The sequence below is a fragment of the Aquamicrobium sp. LC103 genome (assembly GCF_001014615.2).
Classification (GTDB): Bacteria; Pseudomonadota; Alphaproteobacteria; order Rhizobiales; family Rhizobiaceae; genus LBCQ02.
In genome coordinates this window covers 110,360-129,758 of the sequence record NZ_LBCQ02000010.1, presented here as the reverse complement: position 1 = coordinate 129,758, position 19,399 = coordinate 110,360, and the positions used below count along the sequence as shown (strand labels likewise).

General features: G+C 65.2%; 20 protein-coding genes. 10 read left to right on the top strand and 10 right to left on the bottom strand.

All coding sequences use genetic code 11. The features are described from left to right. The first annotated feature begins 76 nt into the window (after positions 1-76). From XW59_RS19620 to phoB, 6 genes are all read left to right on the top strand, one after another. Positions 77-1,117, top strand: a complete 1,041-nt coding sequence (locus XW59_RS19620) for a substrate-binding domain-containing protein (RefSeq protein WP_047147360.1) — start codon at positions 77-79, stop codon at positions 1,115-1,117. Between the two features lie 100 nt (positions 1,118-1,217). Beyond that, on the top strand, positions 1,218-2,588 hold the full coding sequence (pstC, locus tag XW59_RS19615; protein WP_047147359.1) for a phosphate ABC transporter permease subunit PstC: 1,371 nt from the start codon (positions 1,218-1,220) through the stop codon (positions 2,586-2,588). A 2-nt stretch (positions 2,589-2,590) separates the two neighbouring features. Next, entirely contained in the window at positions 2,591-3,964 is a 1,374-nt protein-coding gene (gene pstA, locus XW59_RS19610; protein ID WP_082137711.1) for a phosphate ABC transporter permease PstA, read from the top strand. Between the two features lie 29 nt (positions 3,965-3,993). Next, positions 3,994-4,839: a phosphate ABC transporter ATP-binding protein PstB gene (gene pstB, locus XW59_RS19605; RefSeq protein ID WP_047147525.1), complete on the top strand. Its 846-nt coding sequence runs from the start codon at positions 3,994-3,996 to the stop codon at positions 4,837-4,839. Between the two features lie 17 nt (positions 4,840-4,856). After that, positions 4,857-5,570, top strand: a complete 714-nt coding sequence (gene phoU, locus XW59_RS19600; RefSeq protein WP_047147358.1) for a phosphate signaling complex protein PhoU — start codon at positions 4,857-4,859, stop codon at positions 5,568-5,570. A gap of 17 nt (positions 5,571-5,587) precedes the next feature. Next, positions 5,588-6,277, top strand: coding sequence for a phosphate regulon transcriptional regulator PhoB (phoB, locus tag XW59_RS19595; RefSeq protein ID WP_047147357.1), 690 nt, complete (start codon positions 5,588-5,590; stop codon positions 6,275-6,277). A 60-nt stretch (positions 6,278-6,337) separates the two neighbouring features. On the opposite strand, the gene XW59_RS19590 is transcribed toward phoB, so the two are convergent. From XW59_RS19590 to XW59_RS19575, 4 genes are all read right to left on the bottom strand, one after another. Beyond that, complete coding sequence (locus XW59_RS19590) at positions 6,338-6,571, bottom strand: sulfurtransferase TusA family protein (RefSeq protein WP_047147524.1); 234 nt, start codon at positions 6,569-6,571, stop codon at positions 6,338-6,340. Positions 6,572-6,576: 5 nt separating this feature from the next. Further along, positions 6,577-7,830, bottom strand: coding sequence for a murein L,D-transpeptidase family protein (locus XW59_RS19585; protein WP_047147356.1), 1,254 nt, complete (start codon positions 7,828-7,830; stop codon positions 6,577-6,579). 332 nt (positions 7,831-8,162) lie between these two features. Continuing rightward, positions 8,163-9,113, bottom strand: coding sequence for an acetyl-CoA carboxylase carboxyltransferase subunit alpha (locus XW59_RS19580; RefSeq protein WP_047147355.1), 951 nt, complete (start codon positions 9,111-9,113; stop codon positions 8,163-8,165). A 94-nt stretch (positions 9,114-9,207) separates the two neighbouring features. Continuing rightward, positions 9,208-10,131 (bottom strand): site-specific tyrosine recombinase XerD, encoded by a 924-nt coding sequence (locus XW59_RS19575; RefSeq protein WP_047147354.1) that lies wholly within the window; start codon positions 10,129-10,131, stop codon positions 9,208-9,210. Positions 10,132-10,307: 176 nt separating this feature from the next. Here XW59_RS19575 and XW59_RS19570 point away from each other — a divergent pair, with 176 nt between their 5' ends. Both XW59_RS19570 and XW59_RS19565 read left to right on the top strand, forming a co-directional pair. Further along, positions 10,308-10,664, top strand: coding sequence for a hypothetical protein (locus XW59_RS19570; RefSeq protein WP_047147353.1), 357 nt, complete (start codon positions 10,308-10,310; stop codon positions 10,662-10,664). A gap of 46 nt (positions 10,665-10,710) precedes the next feature. Continuing rightward, complete coding sequence (locus XW59_RS19565; RefSeq protein WP_047147352.1) at positions 10,711-10,968, top strand: glycine zipper domain-containing protein; 258 nt, start codon at positions 10,711-10,713, stop codon at positions 10,966-10,968. A gap of 85 nt (positions 10,969-11,053) precedes the next feature. On the opposite strand, the gene XW59_RS19560 is transcribed toward XW59_RS19565, so the two are convergent. From XW59_RS19560 to xylF, 3 genes are all read right to left on the bottom strand, one after another. Continuing rightward, positions 11,054-11,836 carry an ATP-binding cassette domain-containing protein gene (locus XW59_RS19560; protein ID WP_047147351.1) on the bottom strand — a complete coding sequence of 261 codons (783 nt, stop codon included), beginning with the start codon at positions 11,834-11,836 and terminating at the stop codon, positions 11,054-11,056. Positions 11,837-11,847: 11 nt separating this feature from the next. Continuing rightward, on the bottom strand, positions 11,848-13,161 hold the full coding sequence (locus XW59_RS19555) for a sugar ABC transporter permease (RefSeq protein WP_047147523.1): 1,314 nt from the start codon (positions 13,159-13,161) through the stop codon (positions 11,848-11,850). A gap of 109 nt (positions 13,162-13,270) precedes the next feature. Next, positions 13,271-14,314: a D-xylose ABC transporter substrate-binding protein gene (gene xylF, locus XW59_RS19550; protein WP_047147350.1), complete on the bottom strand. Its 1,044-nt coding sequence runs from the start codon at positions 14,312-14,314 to the stop codon at positions 13,271-13,273. Positions 14,315-14,494: 180 nt separating this feature from the next. On the opposite strand from xylF, the gene XW59_RS19545 reads away from it, so the two are divergent. Continuing rightward, on the top strand, positions 14,495-15,736 hold the full coding sequence (locus tag XW59_RS19545; protein WP_047147349.1) for an ROK family protein: 1,242 nt from the start codon (positions 14,495-14,497) through the stop codon (positions 15,734-15,736). Positions 15,737-15,751: 15 nt separating this feature from the next. Here XW59_RS19545 and XW59_RS19540 read toward each other — a convergent pair whose 3' ends face one another. Together XW59_RS19540 and XW59_RS19535 are read right to left on the bottom strand one after the other, a co-directional pair. Continuing rightward, positions 15,752-16,159: a DUF6220 domain-containing protein gene (locus tag XW59_RS19540; protein ID WP_047147348.1), complete on the bottom strand. Its 408-nt coding sequence runs from the start codon at positions 16,157-16,159 to the stop codon at positions 15,752-15,754. Between the two features lie 65 nt (positions 16,160-16,224). Next, positions 16,225-17,211 carry an NAD(P)H-binding protein gene (locus XW59_RS19535; protein ID WP_047147347.1) on the bottom strand — a complete coding sequence of 329 codons (987 nt, stop codon included), beginning with the start codon at positions 17,209-17,211 and terminating at the stop codon, positions 16,225-16,227. A gap of 102 nt (positions 17,212-17,313) precedes the next feature. Between XW59_RS19535 and XW59_RS19530 the strand changes: the two genes are divergently transcribed. Continuing rightward, on the top strand, positions 17,314-18,207 hold the full coding sequence (locus XW59_RS19530; protein ID WP_047147346.1) for a LysR family transcriptional regulator: 894 nt from the start codon (positions 17,314-17,316) through the stop codon (positions 18,205-18,207). 82 nt (positions 18,208-18,289) lie between these two features. On the opposite strand, the gene XW59_RS19525 is transcribed toward XW59_RS19530, so the two are convergent. Further along, positions 18,290-19,396: a GTP-binding protein gene (locus XW59_RS19525; RefSeq protein WP_047147345.1), complete on the bottom strand. Its 1,107-nt coding sequence runs from the start codon at positions 19,394-19,396 to the stop codon at positions 18,290-18,292. Positions 19,397-19,399: the final 3 nt, after the last annotated feature.

The window sequence follows — 19,399 nt, the reverse complement described above, 5'->3', positions numbered from 1 at the left end:
CTATCTGTAACATAGGATCGGTATTGGCACTCCCGACGCCAGCGCGTCCACGGATTTCCGAACAGGAGTAGGCCAAATGAACAAGCTCTTCCTAACTGCCTCCGCGGCTTCGATTGCAGTCGCGCTTTCGGCAGGCGCCTCGTTCGCGCAGTCGCGCGACACCATTCAGATCGCCGGATCGTCGACCGTCCTTCCCTTCGCCAGCATCGTCGCCGAGGAATTCGGCAACGCGTTCCCCGACTTCAAGACGCCCGTCGTCGGCTCGGGCGGTTCGAGCGGTGGCCTGCGTCAGTTCTGCGGCGGCGTGGGCGAGAACACGATCGACATCGCCAACTCGTCGCGCCGTATCCGCCCGGCCGAGGTCGAAGCCTGCAACGCCGCCGGCGTGAACAAGATCCTTGAAGTGCAGATCGGCTATGACGGCATCGTCTTCGCGACCAGTGCCAACCAGGGCGATTTCCAGCTTCAGCCCGTCCACGTCTTCAAGGCGATCGCCGCCCAGGTCCCGGTCGACGGCGAGCTGGTGAACAACACCTATAAGAACTGGAACGAGATCGATCCGTCGCTGCCGGACCAGGCCATCAACGTCGCCATCCCGGCGTCCAACCACGGCACCCGCGAAGTGTTTGAGGAGAAGGTCCTGCATGCCGGCTGCGAAGAGGCCGGAATGCCGGAGCTCGACAAGGAAGCCCTGCAGAAGGCCTGTACCTCGCTGCGCCAGGACGTCGTGGTGGAGATCGCCGGCGACTACACCGAGACGCTCGCGCGCCTTCAGTCCAACCCGGCGACCGTCGGCGTCTTCGGCCTCTCCTTCTACGACCAGAACCGCGACACACTGAAGGTCGCGTCGGTTTCGGGCGTCACCCCGTCGCTCGAGACGATCGCTTCGGGCGAGTATCCCGTTTCGCGGCCGCTCTATTTCTACGTGAAGGGCGAGCACATCGGCACCGTTCCCGGCATCGAGGAATATGTCGAGTTCTTCCTGTCCGACCAGATGGCGGGCGTCGGCGGCACGCTCGAGGGCGCCGGCCTCATCCCCGCCCCGGCGGAAGAGACCGCCGAGGTCCTTGCCGAGTTCAAGGAAGGCAAGGCGATCGCCGTCGCGGACGTTCAGTAATGCGACGGGCCGGGGCTCGCCACCTGGCGCAGCCCCGGCCGTCCCCTTATTCTGACGTGAAAGTCAACGTTTCCAGCCCGCGTCGAGGACGCTGAAGCACGTGAACTCAGCGATTGTCGCAGTCCTGCTCCTGGTGTTGATGGGACTCGCCTATCAGATCGGCTGGTCGCGCAGCCACGGGGTCGCGCCGACGGGTGGACGGCTCCACTCGCGCCCGAACTATCATGGCGCTCTCACAGCAATCTGGGCGCTGGTGCCCGCCCTTCTGGTGTTCGGGCTGTGGGCGCTATTCGGCGACACCGCTTCGCGCGCCTTCATCATCTCCAATCTGCCGCCGGAAGTTTCCTCGCTCGGCGGGCAGGAGCTCGAAGGGGCGATACGGCGCATTCGCCAGATCGCTTCGGGCTTCGGCGTCGTCGGCGAGACACAACCCTACGAAAACCTCGCCGGCCAGGCGCTGCGCGAGTTCCAGACCTTTTCCTTCGCGCTCGTGATCGCGGCCGCCGCCGGTCTCGGCGCGCTGGCGCTCTTCGCCGCCCGCCGCCGCATCGCGCCGCAACTGCGCGCCCGCAACGAGGTGGAGCGCGTCGTCTTCTTCCTGCTCCTCGCCTGCTCGGCGGTCGCCATCCTGACCACGGTCGGCATCGTCGCCTCGCTGCTGACGGAGGCGATCCGGTTCTTCACCTTCGTCAGCCCGGTGGACTTCTTCTTCGGGACGGTCTGGAACCCGCGCTTCTCCAGCGTGGGTGCCGGCAGCGGCGAATATGGCCTGCTGCCGCTCCTGTGGGGCACGCTGATGGTCGCCACCATCGCCATGCTGGTGGCCCTGCCGATCGGGCTCATGACCGCGATCTACCTGTCGCAATACGCGCCCGCCAAGGTCCGCAACACTGTGAAGCCGGTTGTCGAGATACTCGCCGGCATTCCGACCATCGTCTACGGCTTCTTCGCGCTCGTGACGGTCGGACCGTTCCTGGCGGGCATCGGCCAGTCGCTCGGCCTGCAGATCCGGGCGACCAGCGCGATGACGGCCGGCATCGTCATGGGCATCATGATCATCCCGTTCATCTCGTCGCTTTCGGACGACATCTTGCGGCAGGTGCCGCGCGCCATGCGCGACGGGTCGCTGGGGCTGGGCGCCACGCAGTCGGAAACGATCAAGCGGGTCATCCTTCCCGCGGCTCTTCCCGGCATCGTCGGCGCGTTCCTGCTCGCGGTCAGCCGTGCCATCGGCGAGACGATGATCGTGGTGCTTGCCGCCGGCAACAGCCCATATCTGCGGCTCAATCTGGGCGAGGCCGTTTCCACGGTCACGGTGACGATCGTCAACCAGTTGACCGGCGACACCGATTTCGCCTCGCCGCAATCGCTCGTCGCCTTCGCGCTCGGCCTCACGCTTTTCGCGATGACGCTCGTCCTCAACGTCGTGGCGCTCTACATCGTGCGTCGTTACCGGGAGCAGTATGAATAGCAATGGCTGACGTGATCTCCCCACAACCGTCCCGCGAGACCGACCGCTCCGCCGAGCGGCTGAAGAGGATACGCGACGGCCTTTCCAGCCGCCACGCCCGCGAGAAGCGGTTCCGCGCCTACGGACTGGCCGCCATCGGCGCGGCGCTCGCCTTCGTGGCGATCCTCTTCGTCATGATCCTGTCGAAGGGTCTGCCGGCCTTCACCCAGGCGACGATGACGCTCGACGTCTTCTTCGATCCGGCGATCATCAAGGTCGAGCCGAAACCGGTGCCCCAGCAGGGGCAGTCGCCGGCCGAGTTCCGCCGCGCCACGCTCGACTGGGAGCGGCAGGTCACGATGGTCAACTGGAACCGCGTCGTCGAGACGGCGATCAAGAACGCCGCGCCCGACATGGAGGTGGATACCCGTCAGGCCCTGTCCATCGTCGAGACCAATGAGCGCTTCCTGCTGCGCGACCGCTTCGTCGCCGACCCGGGCCTTCTCGGCAAGACGATCCCCGTGGACATGCTCGGCTCCGCCAATGCCGACAACTGGCTGAAGGGCAATATCGACCGCAGCCTGCCCGATGCCCAGCAGCAGCTTTCCGCACCCGCCCGCGCGCTCGCCGACAAGCTGCTCGAGGAAGGCAAGATGCGCTTCGCCTTCGCGTCGCACATCTTCACCAATGTCGATTCCCGTTCGGCGCCGGCAAGCGCCGGCCTCGCGGGCGCCTTCGTCGGCTCGCTCTACATGATGCTAGTCGTCATCGTGCTCGCCGTGCCGATCGGCGTGGCAAGCGCGGTCTACCTGGAGGAGTTCGCGCCGAAGAACCGGCTGACGGACCTGATCGAGGTCAACATCAACAATCTCGCCGCTGTGCCGTCGATCGTGTTCGGTCTTCTCGGCGCGGCGGTCTTCATCAACTATTTCCGCCTCCCGCTTTCCGCACCTCTGGTGGGCGGCCTTGTGCTGACGCTGATGACGTTGCCGACGATCATCATCGCGACGCGCTCGGCGCTCAGGGCCGTGCCACCCTCGCTGCGCCAGGCCGCGCTCGGCCTCGGCGCGTCGCGAACGCAGACCGTATTCCACCATGTTCTGCCGGTGACCTTTCCGGGCATCCTCACGGCAACCATCATTGGCGTCGCACAGGCGCTGGGCGAGACCGCGCCGCTGCTTCTCATCGGCATGAACGCATTCGTTGCCGCCGTGCCGGCGACGCCCCTCGACCAATCCACCGCACTGCCGGTCCAGATCTATCTCTGGCAGGGCAACGAAAACCGCAATTTCTTCGAAGCGCGTACGTCCGCCGCAATCATAGTGCTGCTCGGCCTGATGATCACGTTGAACGCGATCGCGATCTTCCTCAGGACCAGGCTGGAGCGCCGCAGTTGAACAAGGACACAGTGATGGAGCCCAATGCCATGCAGTTGCCTTCCGAAAGGATCGTGGAACGTTCCGATCTCTATTCGATCAAGTCTTCCACCGTCCGCACGCCCGACGAGACGCCGCTGCCGACGCGCGTGAAGGCGCGCGAGGTCAGCGTCTTCTACGGGGCCAAGCAGGCGCTCTTCGACGTCTCGATCGATGTTCCCGAGCGCGCGGTGACGGCCTTCATCGGCCCTTCTGGCTGCGGCAAGTCCACCTTCCTGCGCTGTCTCAACCGCATGAACGACACGATCGAGGGCTGCCGGGTGACCGGCCGCATCGAGCTCGACGGCGCCGACGTCTACGACCCGCAGCTCGACGTGGTCGAATTGCGCGCCCGCGTCGGCATGGTGTTCCAGAAGCCCAACCCGTTCCCGAAGTCGATCTTCGAGAACGTTGCCTATGGTCCACGCATCCACGGCCTCGCCCGCAACAAGACCGAGCTCGAGGAGATCGTCGTCGGCAGCCTCAAGAAGGCGAGCCTGTTCGAGGAGGTGAAGGACCGGCTGCACGAGCCCGGCACCGGGCTTTCGGGCGGCCAGCAGCAACGTCTGTGCATCGCCCGAGCCATCGCGGTGTCGCCGGAGGTCATCCTCATGGACGAACCCTGCTCGGCGCTCGACCCGATCGCGACCGCCAAGATCGAGGAGCTGATCGACGAGCTTCGCGCGAACTACACGATCGTCATCGTCACCCACTCCATGCAGCAGGCCGCGCGCGTTTCGCAGCGCACCGCCTTCTTCCACCTCGGCATCCTGGTCGAGGAAGGGCCGACGGAGACGATCTTCACCGGTCCGCGCGAGAAGCGGACACAGGACTACATCACCGGCCGGTTCGGCTGAGCCGACAGGAGGCATCGATGGGCGAGCACATAGTCTCTTCGTTTGACGACGAGCTGAAGCAAATAGACCGGCTGATCCGCGACATGGCGGAGCGGGCGAGCGCCATGGTCTCGTCGGCCACGCGCTCGTTGCTCGGCTCGGATGCCGCGCTCGCCCAGCGGGTCATATCCGACGACGCGCTGATGGATGCGAGCCAGCGCGAACTGGACGAGCGCGCGATCACGCTGATCGCCAAGCGGCAGCCGATGGCGCAGGATCTGCGCGCGGTGGTCGCCGCGATCCGCATGGCGGCCGACCTCGAGCGCATCGGCGATCTCGCCAAGAACATCGCCAAGCGCGTCGGCGCGGTGGGCGAGGCGGGCGCTCCGCGCGGCCTCTCGCATTCGATCGACGCCATGGCGCAGATGGTCATCGCGCAGATCGAGGCCGTCATCGAATATTACGTCGCTCGCAACGCCGAGGCGCTCGTCGAACTGCGCGCCGACGACGAGAAGATCGACATCCAATACACCGCGGTGTTTCGCGAACTCCTCACCTATATGATGGAGGATCCGCGCAACATCACGCCCTGCACCCATCTCCTGTTCTGCGCCAAGAACCTCGAGCGGATCGGTGACCATGTGACCAACATCGCCGAGAACGCCTATTATGTCGTGACCGGCGCGCAGCTTCCGCTCAACAGGCCGAAGCTGGACGAGACCGGCATGACCGTTTCCGCCGGAGAAAGCTGAACCGAGGAGCGTCCGGAATGATCGCACCGAAAATCATGGTGGTGGAGGACGAAGAGCCGCTGGGCGTGCTGCTTCGTTACAATCTGGAAGCCGAAGGCTATCGCGTCGAGGTCGTCACGCGCGGTGACGAGGCGGATATCCGCCTGCAGGAAAGCGTTCCCGATCTCCTGGTGCTGGACTGGATGGTGCCCGCGGTCTCCGGCATCGAACTTTGCCGGCGGCTGCGCATGCGCCCCGAGACCGAGCGCCTTCCGATCATCATGCTGACCGCACGCGGCGAGGAGAGCGACCGCGTGCGCGGCCTCTCCACCGGTGCCGACGACTATCTGGTGAAACCATTCTCGACGCCCGAATTCGTGGCGCGGGTGCGCGCGCTTCTGCGCCGCGCCAAACCCGAGGTCCTTTCCAGCGTTCTCAAGGTCGGCGACATCGTGCTCGATCGCGATTCCCACCGGGTCTATCGCGGCAAGGCGGAGGTGAAGCTGGGCCCGACCGAATTCCGTCTGCTGGAATTCATGATGCGGCATCCGGGCCGCGTGTTCTCGCGCGGGCAGCTTCTCGACAATGTCTGGGGAGAGACGATCTATATCGACGAGCGCACGGTCGACGTGCATGTCGGAAGGCTGCGCAAGGCGGTCAACACCGGCCGTCGGCCGGACGTCATCCGCACCATCCGCGGCGCGGGCTACGCGATCAACGAGGAATAGCGGCGGCTTTCTGTTCGCGTATCGGATTATCCCGAAAGCCGGTACCCCGCTTTCGATACGCTACCCGCCGCGCCCGATCAGGAAACGGTGGCCGCCGGAAACGCTCTGCGTCTCGACGAGACGGTGGCCGCTCTCCGTGCAAAAAGCCGGAATGTCGATGACCGCGAGCGGATCGGTCGTCTCCACCCACAAGAGAGCGCCAGGCTCCATCCCGGACAAGCGCTTTCTTGCCCGCAACACCGGCAGAGGGCAGTTGAGCCCTCGCAGATCGTAAGTTTCGACCGTTTCGTTCACGCTGTTCAACTGCCAAAGATGTTCCGCAGCCGGCTGCGCAGGCCGGCCTTCGCCGGCGGTTGTGGTGCCGCCTCGGTCGCGGTGGGCGCCGGAACGCCGCCTGTCACGATCGATTCGGACGCGGCATCGGCAAGCGCCGGCGGAGTCGGTGCCGCTACCGATGGGGCTTCCTGTTGCGGAACCGGCGCCGGCGCTGCAGCCTGCTGTCGAGCGGCGGGAGGCGGGGTCGGCACCGCGGCGACGGTGGCCGGCGTGGCTGCCGGCTGCGCCGGGGCCGAGGCGACCGCCGTTTGCGGTTCGTTCAGCGAGGGCGGCTCGCGCGAGACACGTTCACCGCGCGCGCGGCGGCGCGACCAGTCCGCGACGAGCGCCGCTTCCTGCAGACCGGCGATGGACGGCGCCGGCTTGCCGCTCTTCGAGCTGCCGAGCGCGGCCGAGAACGCGGCTTCATAGGTCGACTGATACGTCTTGTAGGCGGTCTGGAGCGATTCGGGCTGCGTGGTGGCCGGGCAGGCGGCGGTCGGCGAGAACGCCCGGCCGGGTTCGGGAAGCTGGTTGAAGACGTAACGCTTGCCGCAGACGTCTACTTTCGGCGGAACCTTGGTGATCTCGAAATGGTCGTAGCCTTCCTTGAGGTTCTTCCAGAAACCGTAGTTGGGATCGTCGCGGTATCGGGCCATGTTCGCGGCGGTCATGCGGAACGGGAAGGCCTGGATCTGAAAGTCGGTCTGCCCGCCCTTGAAGGCGTCGCGCGCGAAGGCGTAAATCTGTTCGACCTGCTCGTCGGTCATCGAATAGCAGCCGGACGACGAGCAGGCTCCATGCACCATCAGATGCTGACCCGTGCGACCATGCGCGCGGTCAAAATTGTTGGGGAAGCCGATGTTGAAGGCAAGGTGGTAGCTCGACTGCGGATTCATCTGGTGCGGGCGCACCATGTAGAAACCCTCCGGCGCCTGGCGGTCGCCTTCCGTGAATTTGGGCCCGAGCTTGCCCGACCATTTGCAGATTTCGTAGCTGGTCGCGAGGTCGTAGCGGCCGGTGTCCTTCTGTTTCCAGACTTCGAGAACGCCTTCTTCCTTGAAGATGCGGACCATGATCGGCGAGGTCGTCCTCATGCCCTTCGCCTTCATCTCGCTCACCAGCTTCGTCGGAAGCGGCTTGGTGGCCTTGGGCGAGATGTCTTCCAACGTTCCATTACAGCCGGCGAGAGCCAAGGCTGCGATCAACAAACCGGCGCGTGTGAAGCTGGCTTTCATGATTTTCGGCGATCGTTCTCTGGTTTCAAATGTCGGGACGCGCGGCTCAGACCGGCGCCCGTTCCGAAATCCATACTGCTCTGGTTAACCTTGAAAAAACGTTACCGCAACGTTTACGATTCATCCCTCCAGGTAAGACGATAGCGGTACGCCGGTCACATTGAAAGAACGGGCGCGGCAATTTTGTGGCGAAAATCGGCTATCCGTGCAAGCGGAAGGGCAGCTACCTAGAACATGTCTCCCGAAAACGGCAACCGGTTTCGGGGTAAAGACATGCGTAAAAACAACGACCTAAAGCGCGGCGGGCGAATTTTGAAGGATCGCTTCGCGCTTTAGAGGCTGCGCCCCATCGCAAGGAACTTTTCGCGCCGGTGCTCGCGATAATCCATGTTCGCGCTGTCCATCTCGGCGAACCCTTTCGCGATCTGGTCGCCGGTCGCCTTGATCACCGCTTCCTTGCCGCGATGCGCGCCGCCCAGCGGCTCGGCGACGATGCCGTCGATGATCTTTAGGTCGAGCAGGTCCTGCGCGGTGATCTTCATGCTCGTCGCCGCGTCCTTGGAGCGCGTGGTGTCGCGCCAGAGGATCGAGGCCGCGCCCTCCGGCGAGATCACCGAATAGATCGAGTGCTCCAGCATGTAGACCTTGTTGGCGACCGCGATCGCGATCGCGCCGCCGGAGCCGCCTTCGCCGATGATGACGCAGACGTTGGGCACCTTGAGACCCAGGCAGGCGGAGGTCGAGCGCGCTATGGCCTCGGCCTGGCCGCGCGCTTCGGCGTCGACGCCGGGATAGGCGCCGGCCGTATCCACGAGGCTGACGACCGGTACGCCGAACCTGTCGGCGAGTTCCATTATGCGCACGGCCTTGCGATAGCCCTCCGGCCGCGCGCTGCCGAAATTGTGCTTGAGCCGCGTCTGGGTGTCGTTGCCCTTTTCGAGCCCGAGAACCGCGACCGGCGCGCCCCTGAAGCGGGCGAAACCGCCGACGATGGCGTTGTCCTCGCCGAAGCCGCGATCGCCAGCAAGCGGTGTGAATTCGGTGAAGAGCGCCGAAACGTAGTCGAGGGCATGCGGCCTGTCGGGATGACGCGCGACCTGCACCTTCTGCCACGGCGTGAGCTGGCGATAGGCGTCGCGCAGCGCTTCCTTGGAACGCTTTTCGAGCCGCGCGATCTCGTCTCCGACATCGACCGCCTCACCGTTCTCGGCAAGCTTCTTCAGTTCGAGGATCTTGCCTTCCAGATCGGCGACGGGTTTTTCGAAGTCGAGGTAATTGTACATACGCCTTGCTGTATCCAAACGAGAAAAGCGGCAAAACCGCCCGGCAGGCGGCTTTTCGGAGTGAAAACGCCCGCCTCACATAACGATCCGAGGCCTAATCGGCAAGCGGGTGATGCCGGTTCACCAGCTCGAGCAGCCGGTTTTCGAGAACATGGGTGTATATCTGCGTGGTCGAGATGTCCGAATGGCCGAGCAATTGCTGCACGGCGCGCAGGTCGGCGCCGTTCTGCAGCAGGTGGCTGGCGAAGGCGTGGCGAAGCACATGCGGCGACACCTTCGCCGCCGGGATGCCCGCGCGGGCTGCGAGCGCCTTGAGTTCGCGGGCGAAGACCTGGCGGGGCAGGTGGCCGGTTTCCGAGGCCGCGGGGAAGAGCCAGGGGCTATCCGCCATCGAAGGGTGGCGGGAACGCTCGGCGAGCCAGTGCTGCATGGCTTCGCGTGCCTTTCGCGAGAGGGGCACCATGCGCTCCTTGCCGCCCTTGCCGCGCACGAGGAAGAAGCGATCGTCGCGCAATGCCACAGAGACCGGCAGGCTCACCAGCTCGGAAACACGCAGCCCGGTGGCGTAGAGCGTTTCGACCAGTGCCTGAAGGCGGCATGCCGAGACATACGCGGCTTCGTCGCGGGCTTCCTGCTGCTCGATCGCGGCACGATCGAGCAACGCGGAGATGTCGTTTTCACGCATCGTCTTCGGCAGCGGCTTGTCCTTCCTGGGCGCGTCGAGCACGCCGGTCGGGTCGTCCTGGCGTAGGCCTTCGGTATAGAGGAACTTGAAGAACTGGCGCATCGCCGACAATTTGCGCGCCTGCGACGTGGCGGCGAAGCCGCGTGCGGCGATGTCGTCCAGCCACGACCGGATCGCCGTGGAAGAAGCGCCCGGCAAGCCGCCGGCCTCGGAGGAAAGGAATTCCGCCGCGTCTTCGAGGTCCCTGCGGTAGGAGGCGAGCGTGTTTTCGCTTGCTCCGCGCTCCGCGCTCATCATTTCGAGGAAGGCTTCGAGCCTCGCCGTGCCCTTCATGTCACTTGCTCCGGGCCGTCGCACCCACCGCCAAGGGGCGAAGGCTAGGCTCGCAATGGTGTCCAATTGGTGAATCCTCCTGCCCGAAATGCTGGAGGCGAAAGCGGAGAAACCGTCGAATGACCAGATACGGAACAAACGCGCGATGAACGACGTTTATGGCGTGAGGCATCGCCATGGAACAGATAGCGGCTCTTCTTTTGATAATCGGATGCTCCGAGGATTTGACCCAGTGCAAGGAGTTGCCCGCACCGGTGCCCGTATTCGAGTCCTCCGAACAGTGCGACGCAGCGCAAACCGATGCATTTCGCGCGTTCACGCGCGACTATACCCAGCTTTTCGCCAAATGCGTCGAAGTGGATTCCGCGCTGGAGGAAATGGACGCCGAGATCGTTTGGGATATAACGGAAGCGGGTGATTTGGTCGTATCCGTGGAACCAGTTGGCGATTCGAGGATTGTTGTAGCGTCCGAAAAGGCCACAGCGGAGACGACGGGATCGCGCGGCGGTGGGGACTTGATACATGAACCATGACCCGTCATGCTAATGTCGAAGGGTCATCTCCAACGGAGGCAGTTAGATGAAGAAAGTTCTTTTAGCGGTTGCCGCAGCAGGCATGTTGGCAGCGGCCGGTTGCACCACGGCTGAGCAGACGGCGGTCGGTGGCGCGGCGGTTGGTGCCGGCATCGGCGCCCTTGCGACGGGCAAGGCGAGCGGCGCGCTGGCCGGCGCGGCGATCGGCGGCGCGAGCGGCTATCTTATTGGCCGGGTCGCGGACCGCCCGGGCCACTGCCGCTATCGCGACCAGTATGGCCGCGAATACACGGCCCGCTGCTGAGAGCTGACCCTCGATAAAACGAAGAACCCGCCGGCGCGAAGCTCCGGCGGGTTCTTTTTTGCGGGATGCGGGGAAGCAGGCGCGCCTACGCCATCGCCATTGCGCCCGGGCCCGGAATGGCGCCGGGCGGGCACTTGCCGAGGATGATCATGCCGAGCACCTCGTCCTCGGTGACGTCCTCGGTGCGCGCCGTGCCGACCACGCGGCCGTTCTTCATCACGCAGACGCGGTCGGCGAGATCGAACACGTCGTGGATGTCGTGGCTGATGAGGAAGATGCCGATACCGTCTTCCTTGAGCTGCCTGACGAGCTCGCCGACCTGCGCGGTCTCCTGCGGGCCGAGGGCGGCGGTGGGCTCGTCCATGATCAGGATGCGCGCGTTGAAATGGATCGCGCGGGCGATCGCGACCGACTGGCGCTGTCCTCCGGAAAGCTTCACCACCGGCTCCTTGAAGCGCTGGAAGCGCGGGTTGAGCCGGCCCATGACCTTGCGGGTTTCCGATTCCATCGCCACGTCGTCGAGCGTGCCCCAGCGGGTGCGCAACTCACGACCGAGGAAGAGGTTGGCGGCCGCGTCGACATTGTCGGCCAGCGCGAGCGTCTGGTAGATCGTCTCGATGCCGTATTTCTTGGCGTCGCGCGGATTGCCTATCGCCGCTTCCTCGCCATTCACGAAGATGGTGCCCTCATCCCGCTTGTAGGCACCGGAGAGGATCTTGATCAGCGTCGACTTCCCCGCGCCATTGTGGCCGAGAAGCGCGACGACCTCGCCGGCACGCAGGTCGATGGAAGCATCGTCCACGGCATGGATGCCGCCGAAGGAGATGGAGATGTTCTTCATCTCCACGAGAGGCGCTGCGTCTGCCATTGCCTGTCCTCCTACTGGATGCGCTTGCGATAGAGCGTGTCGAGCCATACGGCCACGACCAGCGCCAGGCCGACGACGATGTTCTGCAGCGGCGTGTCGACGCCGAGCAGGATCATGCCCGACTGCAGCGATTGCATCAGCACGGCGCCGAGCATGGCGCCGGCGATGGTCCCGACGCCGCCCGAAAGCGAGGTGCCGCCGATGACGGCCGCCGCGATCACCAGGAGCTCGTCGAGCGTGCCTTGCGCGTTGGTCGCCGCGTTGAGGCGGGCGGTCGAGATCATCGAGCCGATGGCGGCGAGGCCACCCATCACCATGAAGATCTTCATGGTGACCCAGCGCGTGTTGATGCCGGCGAGTTCGGCTGCTTCCGGATTGCCGCCGATGGCGAAGACGTAACGGCCGAAGCGGGTGCGGGTGGCGATGAAGGTCATGACGATGCCGACGGCCACCGCGATGAGAACCGGGATGGCGATGCCATGGGCGATGAACAGTCCGCCCTCGGGAAGCTCGATGTTGTTCGCCTGGGCATAGCGGCGGACGATGCCGACCGGCCAGGGATAGGAATTGGCGACCCAGACGGCGCCGAGGATCAGGGCGCAGGTCACCGCCCCCATGAAAATCTCCGCCCAGACGGGCCTTAGCGGAAACTTGAAGCGCTTGCGCTGCGTGCGGCCGTTGAAGAGCATCAGCACCACCGCCGCGCAGGCGACCAGCCCGACGATCCAACTCCAGGTCTCGCCGATCGAACCGTCCGGCCCGCCGCCGATCAGGCGGTAGGTGGGGTCCATCGGAGCGACGGTCTGGCCGCTCGTCACCCACCACGCCGCGCCGCGCCAGACGAGCAGGCCGCCGAGCGTGACGATGAACGCCGGCACGCCGAGATAGGCGATGACGTAGCCGTGCAGCGCGCCGATCGCGACGCCGATGACGAGGCCCGCCGCAATGGTGATCAGCCAGATCGAGGGATGGCCGAAGCCGAGGATCTGCGGCAGATACTGCGCCTGCGTCACGCCCATGATCATGCCGACGAAGCCCAGGATCGAGCCCACCGAAAGGTCTATGTTGCGGGTGACGATGACCAGCACCATGCCGGTCGCCATCACGGCGATGGACGACGACTGGACGGAGAGGTTCCAGAGATTGCGCGGGGTCAGGAAGAGGCCGCCGGAAAGCAGATGGAACACGCCCCAGATGACGAGCAGCGCTCCCAGCATGCCCAGCATGCGCGTGTCGATCTCGGTCGCCTTGAGAAAACGCTTCACCGCGCCGAGTTCGCTCGATCGAGCAAGGTCAGCCGGCGCATTCGAAGTCGCATCCGACATGGTTTCCTCCGTCCGGCCGCGCATGCTTCGACGTCTGCGCCGGTCAATCCACCTTAACGAGACGCCGCGGTTCACGTCAAACCGCGGCGTCCCACGATATCCAGGAAGCTCAGTCGCAGGCCGCGACCGAACCGGCCGTCACGCCCTGGCAGACGACCTCCTTCGAAACCCAGCCGGCATCGATGACGACGTCCAGATTGTCCTTGGTGACCGGCACGGGCGACAGGAACACGGCGTTCATCTCGACCTTGCTCGGACCGTCGGCCCATTTGACGACGTTCGGAATGGCGTCCATCGCCGTGCCCTCGGCGAGCTGGTTGGCGATCTCGGCGGCGTTCTTGCCGAGGTCGCGCGAATCCTTCCAAACCGAGACGGTCTGTGTGCCGAGCGCCACGCGGTTGAGCGCGGCGTGGTCGGCGTCCTGGCCGGAAACCGGCACCGAACCCGCCAGGCCCTGCGCGTCGAGCGCCGCGATCGCGCCGCCGGCGGTGCCGTCGTTCGAGGCGACGACCGCGTCCACCTCGTTGTTGTTGGCGGTCAGGAACTGCTCCATGTTCTTCTGCGCATTGGCGGGCAGCCAGCCATCGGTGTAGGCCTCGCCGACATTCTTGATCTTGCCACCGTCGATGGCTTCCTTCAGCACTTCCATCTGGCCGGCAAAGAGGAAATCGGCGTTCGGATCGGCGCCGCTGCCCTTGATGAAGACGTAGTTGCCCTCGGGCTGCACGTCGAACACGGCCTTGGCCTGCATGCGGCCGACTTCCTTGTTGTCGAAAGTCAGGTAGAAGGCGTCCGGATTCTCGATCAACCGATCATAGCCGACGACCGGAATGCCTTCAGCGACCGCTTTCTCCACCGCCGGGCCGATGGCGCTGGCATCCTGCGCCAGGATGATCAGCGCGTTTGCGCCTTGCGAGATGAGGGCTTCGACGTCCGTAAGCTGCTTGGCGGCGGAAGACTGCGCGTCCGCCGAAATATACTTGTTGCCGGCGGCTTCGACCGCGGCCTTGATCGCCGCCTCGTCGGTCTTCCAGCGCTCTTCCTGGAAGTTGGACCAGGAAACGCCGATGATCTTGCCTTCGGCTTGCGCCGCGGCGGACAACGCCAGCGACATCGCGACACCCGCCAGCATGGCGGTAGCAAAGTTCCTCATGATATTCCTCCCTGCGCCATGGGCGCCTGCGGTAAAGACGATTACCAGTGGAAGCTCTTTTTTTCGAGCCTCGAAAAAAATAATGACTCACGCCGACACCTATGTCAATATGCTTTGGCGATGTGCCGAAACGAGCCGGAACGGCCTCGATTGGGCGGCATTGCAGGGAGGATCCGGAACATGACGATCGGCGTGCGCCACGACGATTTGCGCAAGCGCAACCGCGCGATGGTGATTGCGGCGGTGCGCCGCTCCGGCCAGCCCTCGCGCACCGAGATCGCGAGCGCGACGGAGCTGAGCCATTCCACGATCTCCGCGATTTCCTCCGACCTCATCAACGAAGGCATATTGGCGGAAGCCAAGAGCGAGGCGACGGCGACCAAGCGCGGACGGCCGCAGGTCGGTCTTTGCCTCAATCCGGATGCAGGGGTGGTGCTGGCGATCGTGCTGTCGCTCAACTCGCTCTCGGCGACGATGATCGACTATTCAGGCACCGCGATCGCGCAGGACATTTCCCGCCCGGCGACATTGAGCATGGGCAAGGCCGAGCTCATCGAGGTGGTGCTGGCGGCGGCTCGACGGCTCATTGAGCGGCCCGACCTGGCGGAAAAGCGGCTCCTGCGTATCGCGCTCGGCATCCAGGGCATCACCGATTCCGATGCGCGCCGGCTGATGTGGACGCCGATTACGCCGGAAGGCGACATCGACTTCGCGGACGCGCTGGAGGAGGCCTTCGGCATTCCCGTAACCGTGCAGAACGATTGCAACATGATCGCGGTGGCGCTGCGCAACCGCGCGCCGGAACGCTACAGCGACAATTTCATCGCCGTGCTCCTGTCGAACGGCATCGGCATGGGGCTGGTGCTGCGCGGCGAGCTCTTCACCGGGTCGCATTCGTCGGGCGGCGAGTTCGGCCACATGATCCACATGCCGGACGGCGCGCTTTGCCGCTGCGGCAGGCTCGGCTGCATCGAAGCCTATGCCGGCAATTACGCGATCTTCCGACACGCGCGCGGCGAGGGCGAGCGCGCGAAGCCGGCGGCCGACATAGACGACGCCACCATGCTGGCGCTGGCGGCGGCGGCCCGCGACCATGAGGGACGCGAGCGCGATGCCTTCCACAAGGCCGGCGAAGCGATCGGCTTCGGGTTGGGCAGCCTGTTCGCCCTGATCGATCCGGCTCCCGTGGCGATCGTCGGGCTCGGCGCGTCCGCCTTCGACATCATCGAGCCGTCGATCCGCGAGGCGATCGCCAAGACAGCCGGCGGCCAGCACAATGCCGCGATCTCCTTCGATCTGGAGCCGGACGAGGCGCCGCTGATCCGCGAGGGCTGCGCGAGGCAGGCGCTGACTTTCGTCGACCAGGAAATCTTCGCGCCCGGCCAGGCGATGCAGGCGCTGGCCGGGAGGGAAGTGGCGTAGGCGGAGCCCCGGCATTCAGCCCGCGGAGGTTTGAGAACGGCGGCGCTCGACCTTGGCCAGAAGAACGAGACTGGCCGCCAGAAGGAGCGCGCCGTTGGCCGGGTGAAGCGAGAGTGGCACCGGAGCGGCACCTGCGGCCAGAGCGACCTGGACCAGATAGAGAGCCAGGACGATGGTGGTCCACCATCCGAAACCGCGCAGGCGGCGGACCAGAAGCGTCCCCGCGGGAAGCAGGATCGCGGGCAGGGAAAGGGCAATGCCGCTTCCGCCATGCAATCCCAGCAGGTTCGGATCGAGAAAGAGGCCGAGGCCGGCGCTGAGGAACTGCGCGAAAATGCCGATCGGCAGTACCCAGGCCAGCAGCGTGAACCAGACAGGCGTTCCGAGATGCAGGTCGGTCAAGGTGTCGTGTTTCTTTTCCATGGCTGGTGGTCTTCCGTTGGATGCGGGTGGATGCGAGGCGGCGGGTCCGCTCGACGCTGGCTGCGTCAGGCCGTCTGACCCGCGAATGGCTGCGAGGTCGCGCCGAGGCAGTTCAACGAGGCGAGCGTGCTCCTGACCGCGACGCCGAGCGGGGTGCGCGGCTCCTCGCCCAGCAATTCGACGAGACGACAATTGTCGAGCCGGACCGGATGACGCCAATGCTGCGCGATCTCGGCCGCCTCGCGCGGAAAGCCGCCGAACGGTGCCGCAAGGCGCATGAGCCACCACGGAAAGCCGTAGACGCGAAGCTCGCGGCCGGCCACCCCGCGGATCGCCTCGATCATCTTCGTTCCGTCGTCGTCGAACAGGCCTTCGAACTGCACCACCTCGAAAGGCTTCAGGCGTTCCGGCACCTCGACGAGCCGCGCGAAGGTTTCGGCCAGGTCCGGTAGATAGGCCCAGCTATGGCCCGCGCCACGCGCCGGATTGACGATGCGGCGCAGCGGCTTTCCCGGCGAGACCATGGCTTGTGCGAACCAGCTCGCACGCACGCCCGGCCCAAAGAAATCTCCGGCCCGCAGGATCAGCGACGGTACTTCGGGTGCCGCCTGCTCGAGGCGCCGTTCCAGCGCGACGCGGATCGCGCCCTTACGGCTCTTCGGCCGCTGCGGGCTTTCGGCGCCGATGACCGGCGTCGTTGCCGGATCGAAATTGTAGATGGTTCCCGGCAGCACGATCCGCGCGCCGACCTTCCTCGCCGCCGCGATCGTGTTGTCGATCATCGGCAGGACGAGCTTGTCCCAGTTCGCGTAGTTGGGCGGGTTCACCGCATGCACGATGATCGATGCGCCCCGTGCGGCCCGGACGACGTCCGCGCGCTGCATGGCGTCGCCCTCGACCCATTCGATCCGCGCCGGACCCGTGGTCCGGGCCGCGGCGACGTTGCGCGCCATGCCGCGCACCCGCCAGCCACGGCGGAGGAGTGCCGCGGCGATGCTGCTGCCGATGCCGCCCGTTGCTCCGAGCACGAGTGCTGTCTGGTTCCGTTCCATCGCTGTTGCTCCTCATGTGCATTGGTTGCGATGGACGGAGGATGCGGCTCGTTCGGATGAAAAGGAATTACAAACAATCCTACAGGTGATAGAAAGATTTCTATGAGCAAATCCATCTCATGGGACGATCAGCGCATCTTTCTGGCCGTTCTCGAAGAGGGCAGCCTGTCGGCCGCCGCCCGCAGGCTCGGCCTGTCGCATCCCACCGTGCGTGCGCGCATCGAGGCTCTGGAAGATGGATTGGGCACGGTGCTGTTCACCCGCTCGGTCAACGGCCTGACACCCACCGAGACGGCCGAAGCGCTGCGCGGTCCGGCGCGCGCCATGGCGATGGCGTCGGAACTGTTCGTGCGTCACGCATCCGCGCCCAGCGGAGAGGTCGCCGGAACGGTCCGGATCAGCGTTCCCGAATTCATGGGCATCGAGGTCGTGCCGGCGATGCTCGCGCGGCTGCGCGAAGCGAATCCCGCCATCCGCATCGAGCTGTCGCTGAGCAACGCACCGGCGGATCTGCTTGCACAGGAGGTCGATATCGCGGTGAGGACCGTGGCGCCAAAACAAGAGGCGCTGGTCGCGCGCAAGGTCGCTTCGATCCCGCTCGGCCTGTTCGCTTCACGCGCCTATGTCGAGCGGCGCGGAAGTCCGGCGAGCTTCGCCGATATGACCGACCACGACGTCATCGGCCCAGATCGCAACCGCAGCGATCTTGCGCTGGCGGAGAAACTTGGCGGCGCCTTCTCGCGCGACCGCTTCGTCATGCGCACCGACAGCCATCCGGCACAGCTCGCCGCCGCCCGCGCGGGCCTCGGCATCGCCGTCGCGCACGTTCCGGTTGGCGAGAGGGATCCGGACCTGATCCGCATGCTGCCCGACATCGACATCGCCGTGCTGGAAACGTGGATCGTGACGCACGAGAACCTCGCCAGGGTTCCCCGTGTCCGCGCGGTCTTCGATTTCCTCGTGGAATCCTTCAGGAAAATGTCGCGACGTTCCTGACAAATTGACGGTGAATTGGAAGGGGCTGCTCCGCGGGAGACGGGACCACCCGCACCAAGACCCATAGCGAGCCTTCGATCCCCTATCCCTTGAAACCGGCGATCGCCAGCGGGTTTTCCTCCATCGCCGCGCGGTCGGGCGTGTCGACCGCCGGATTGCCCATGAAGGCGGAAAAGAGCCGACGCACGTAATCCTCCGGCATGTCGAAGGTGATAAGCACCAGCCTGGTGCCGCGCGGCCCCTCCGGCCATGCCGGCAGGCGTGCCGGTGGATGCAGCAGCTTCTGCACGCCGTGGATCACCAGAGGGCGCTCCGGGTCCTCGATGAGCTCGATCACGCCCTTCATACGCAACAGCTTCTCGCCCTGCGTGGACTGCAGGAGGTCGAGGAACATCTCGATCGCCGAGAAGGAAACCGGCCGGTCATGAACGAGGGAAAAGGTTCTCACGCGCTCGTCATGATGATGATGATGATGATGGTGGTGATGGTCATCGTGGCCATCATGGTCATGATGATGAAGCTCTTCCTCGCCGAGCCAGCGGCGCACGTCGGCGGACTTGGTGTCGGGATTGTAGAGCCCGCATTCGAACAGCGCGGCCGGTCCGGTTCCCTCCGCCCCGGCGTCGAGGATTTCGGCCGAAGGGTTGAGCGCGTGAAGGCGGCCGCGAAGCTGCTCGATGTCTCCCTTGTCCGCGAGGTCGGCCTTGGTGAGGACGATGCGGTCGGCGACCGCCACCTGCCGCACGGCCTCCTCATGTGCGTCGAGCGTCGCCGCACCGTTGACTGTGTCGACGACCGTGATGACGCCGTCGAGCCGCAGCGCCTGCGCGAGCGCCGGATGGCCCATCACCGATTGCAGCACCGGTACGGGGTCGGCGAGGCCGGTCGTCTCGATGACGATGCGCTTGAGCGGGGCGACGCGACCGGTCTGGACGCGGTCGACCAGGTCGGCGAGCGTATCCACCAGCTCGCCGCGCACGGTGCAGCAGAGGCATCCATCGGAGAGCTCGATCACGCCGTCGGAAGCCTGCTCGACCAGCAGATGGTCGATCGAGACCTCGCCATATTCGTTGATGATGACGGCCGTGTTCTCGAGCGCCGGGTCCTTCAGCAGTCGATTGAGCAGCGTGGTCTTGCCGGCTCCGAGAAAGCCGGTGAGGATCGAGACCGCGATCGGTGCGAACGCCATGTG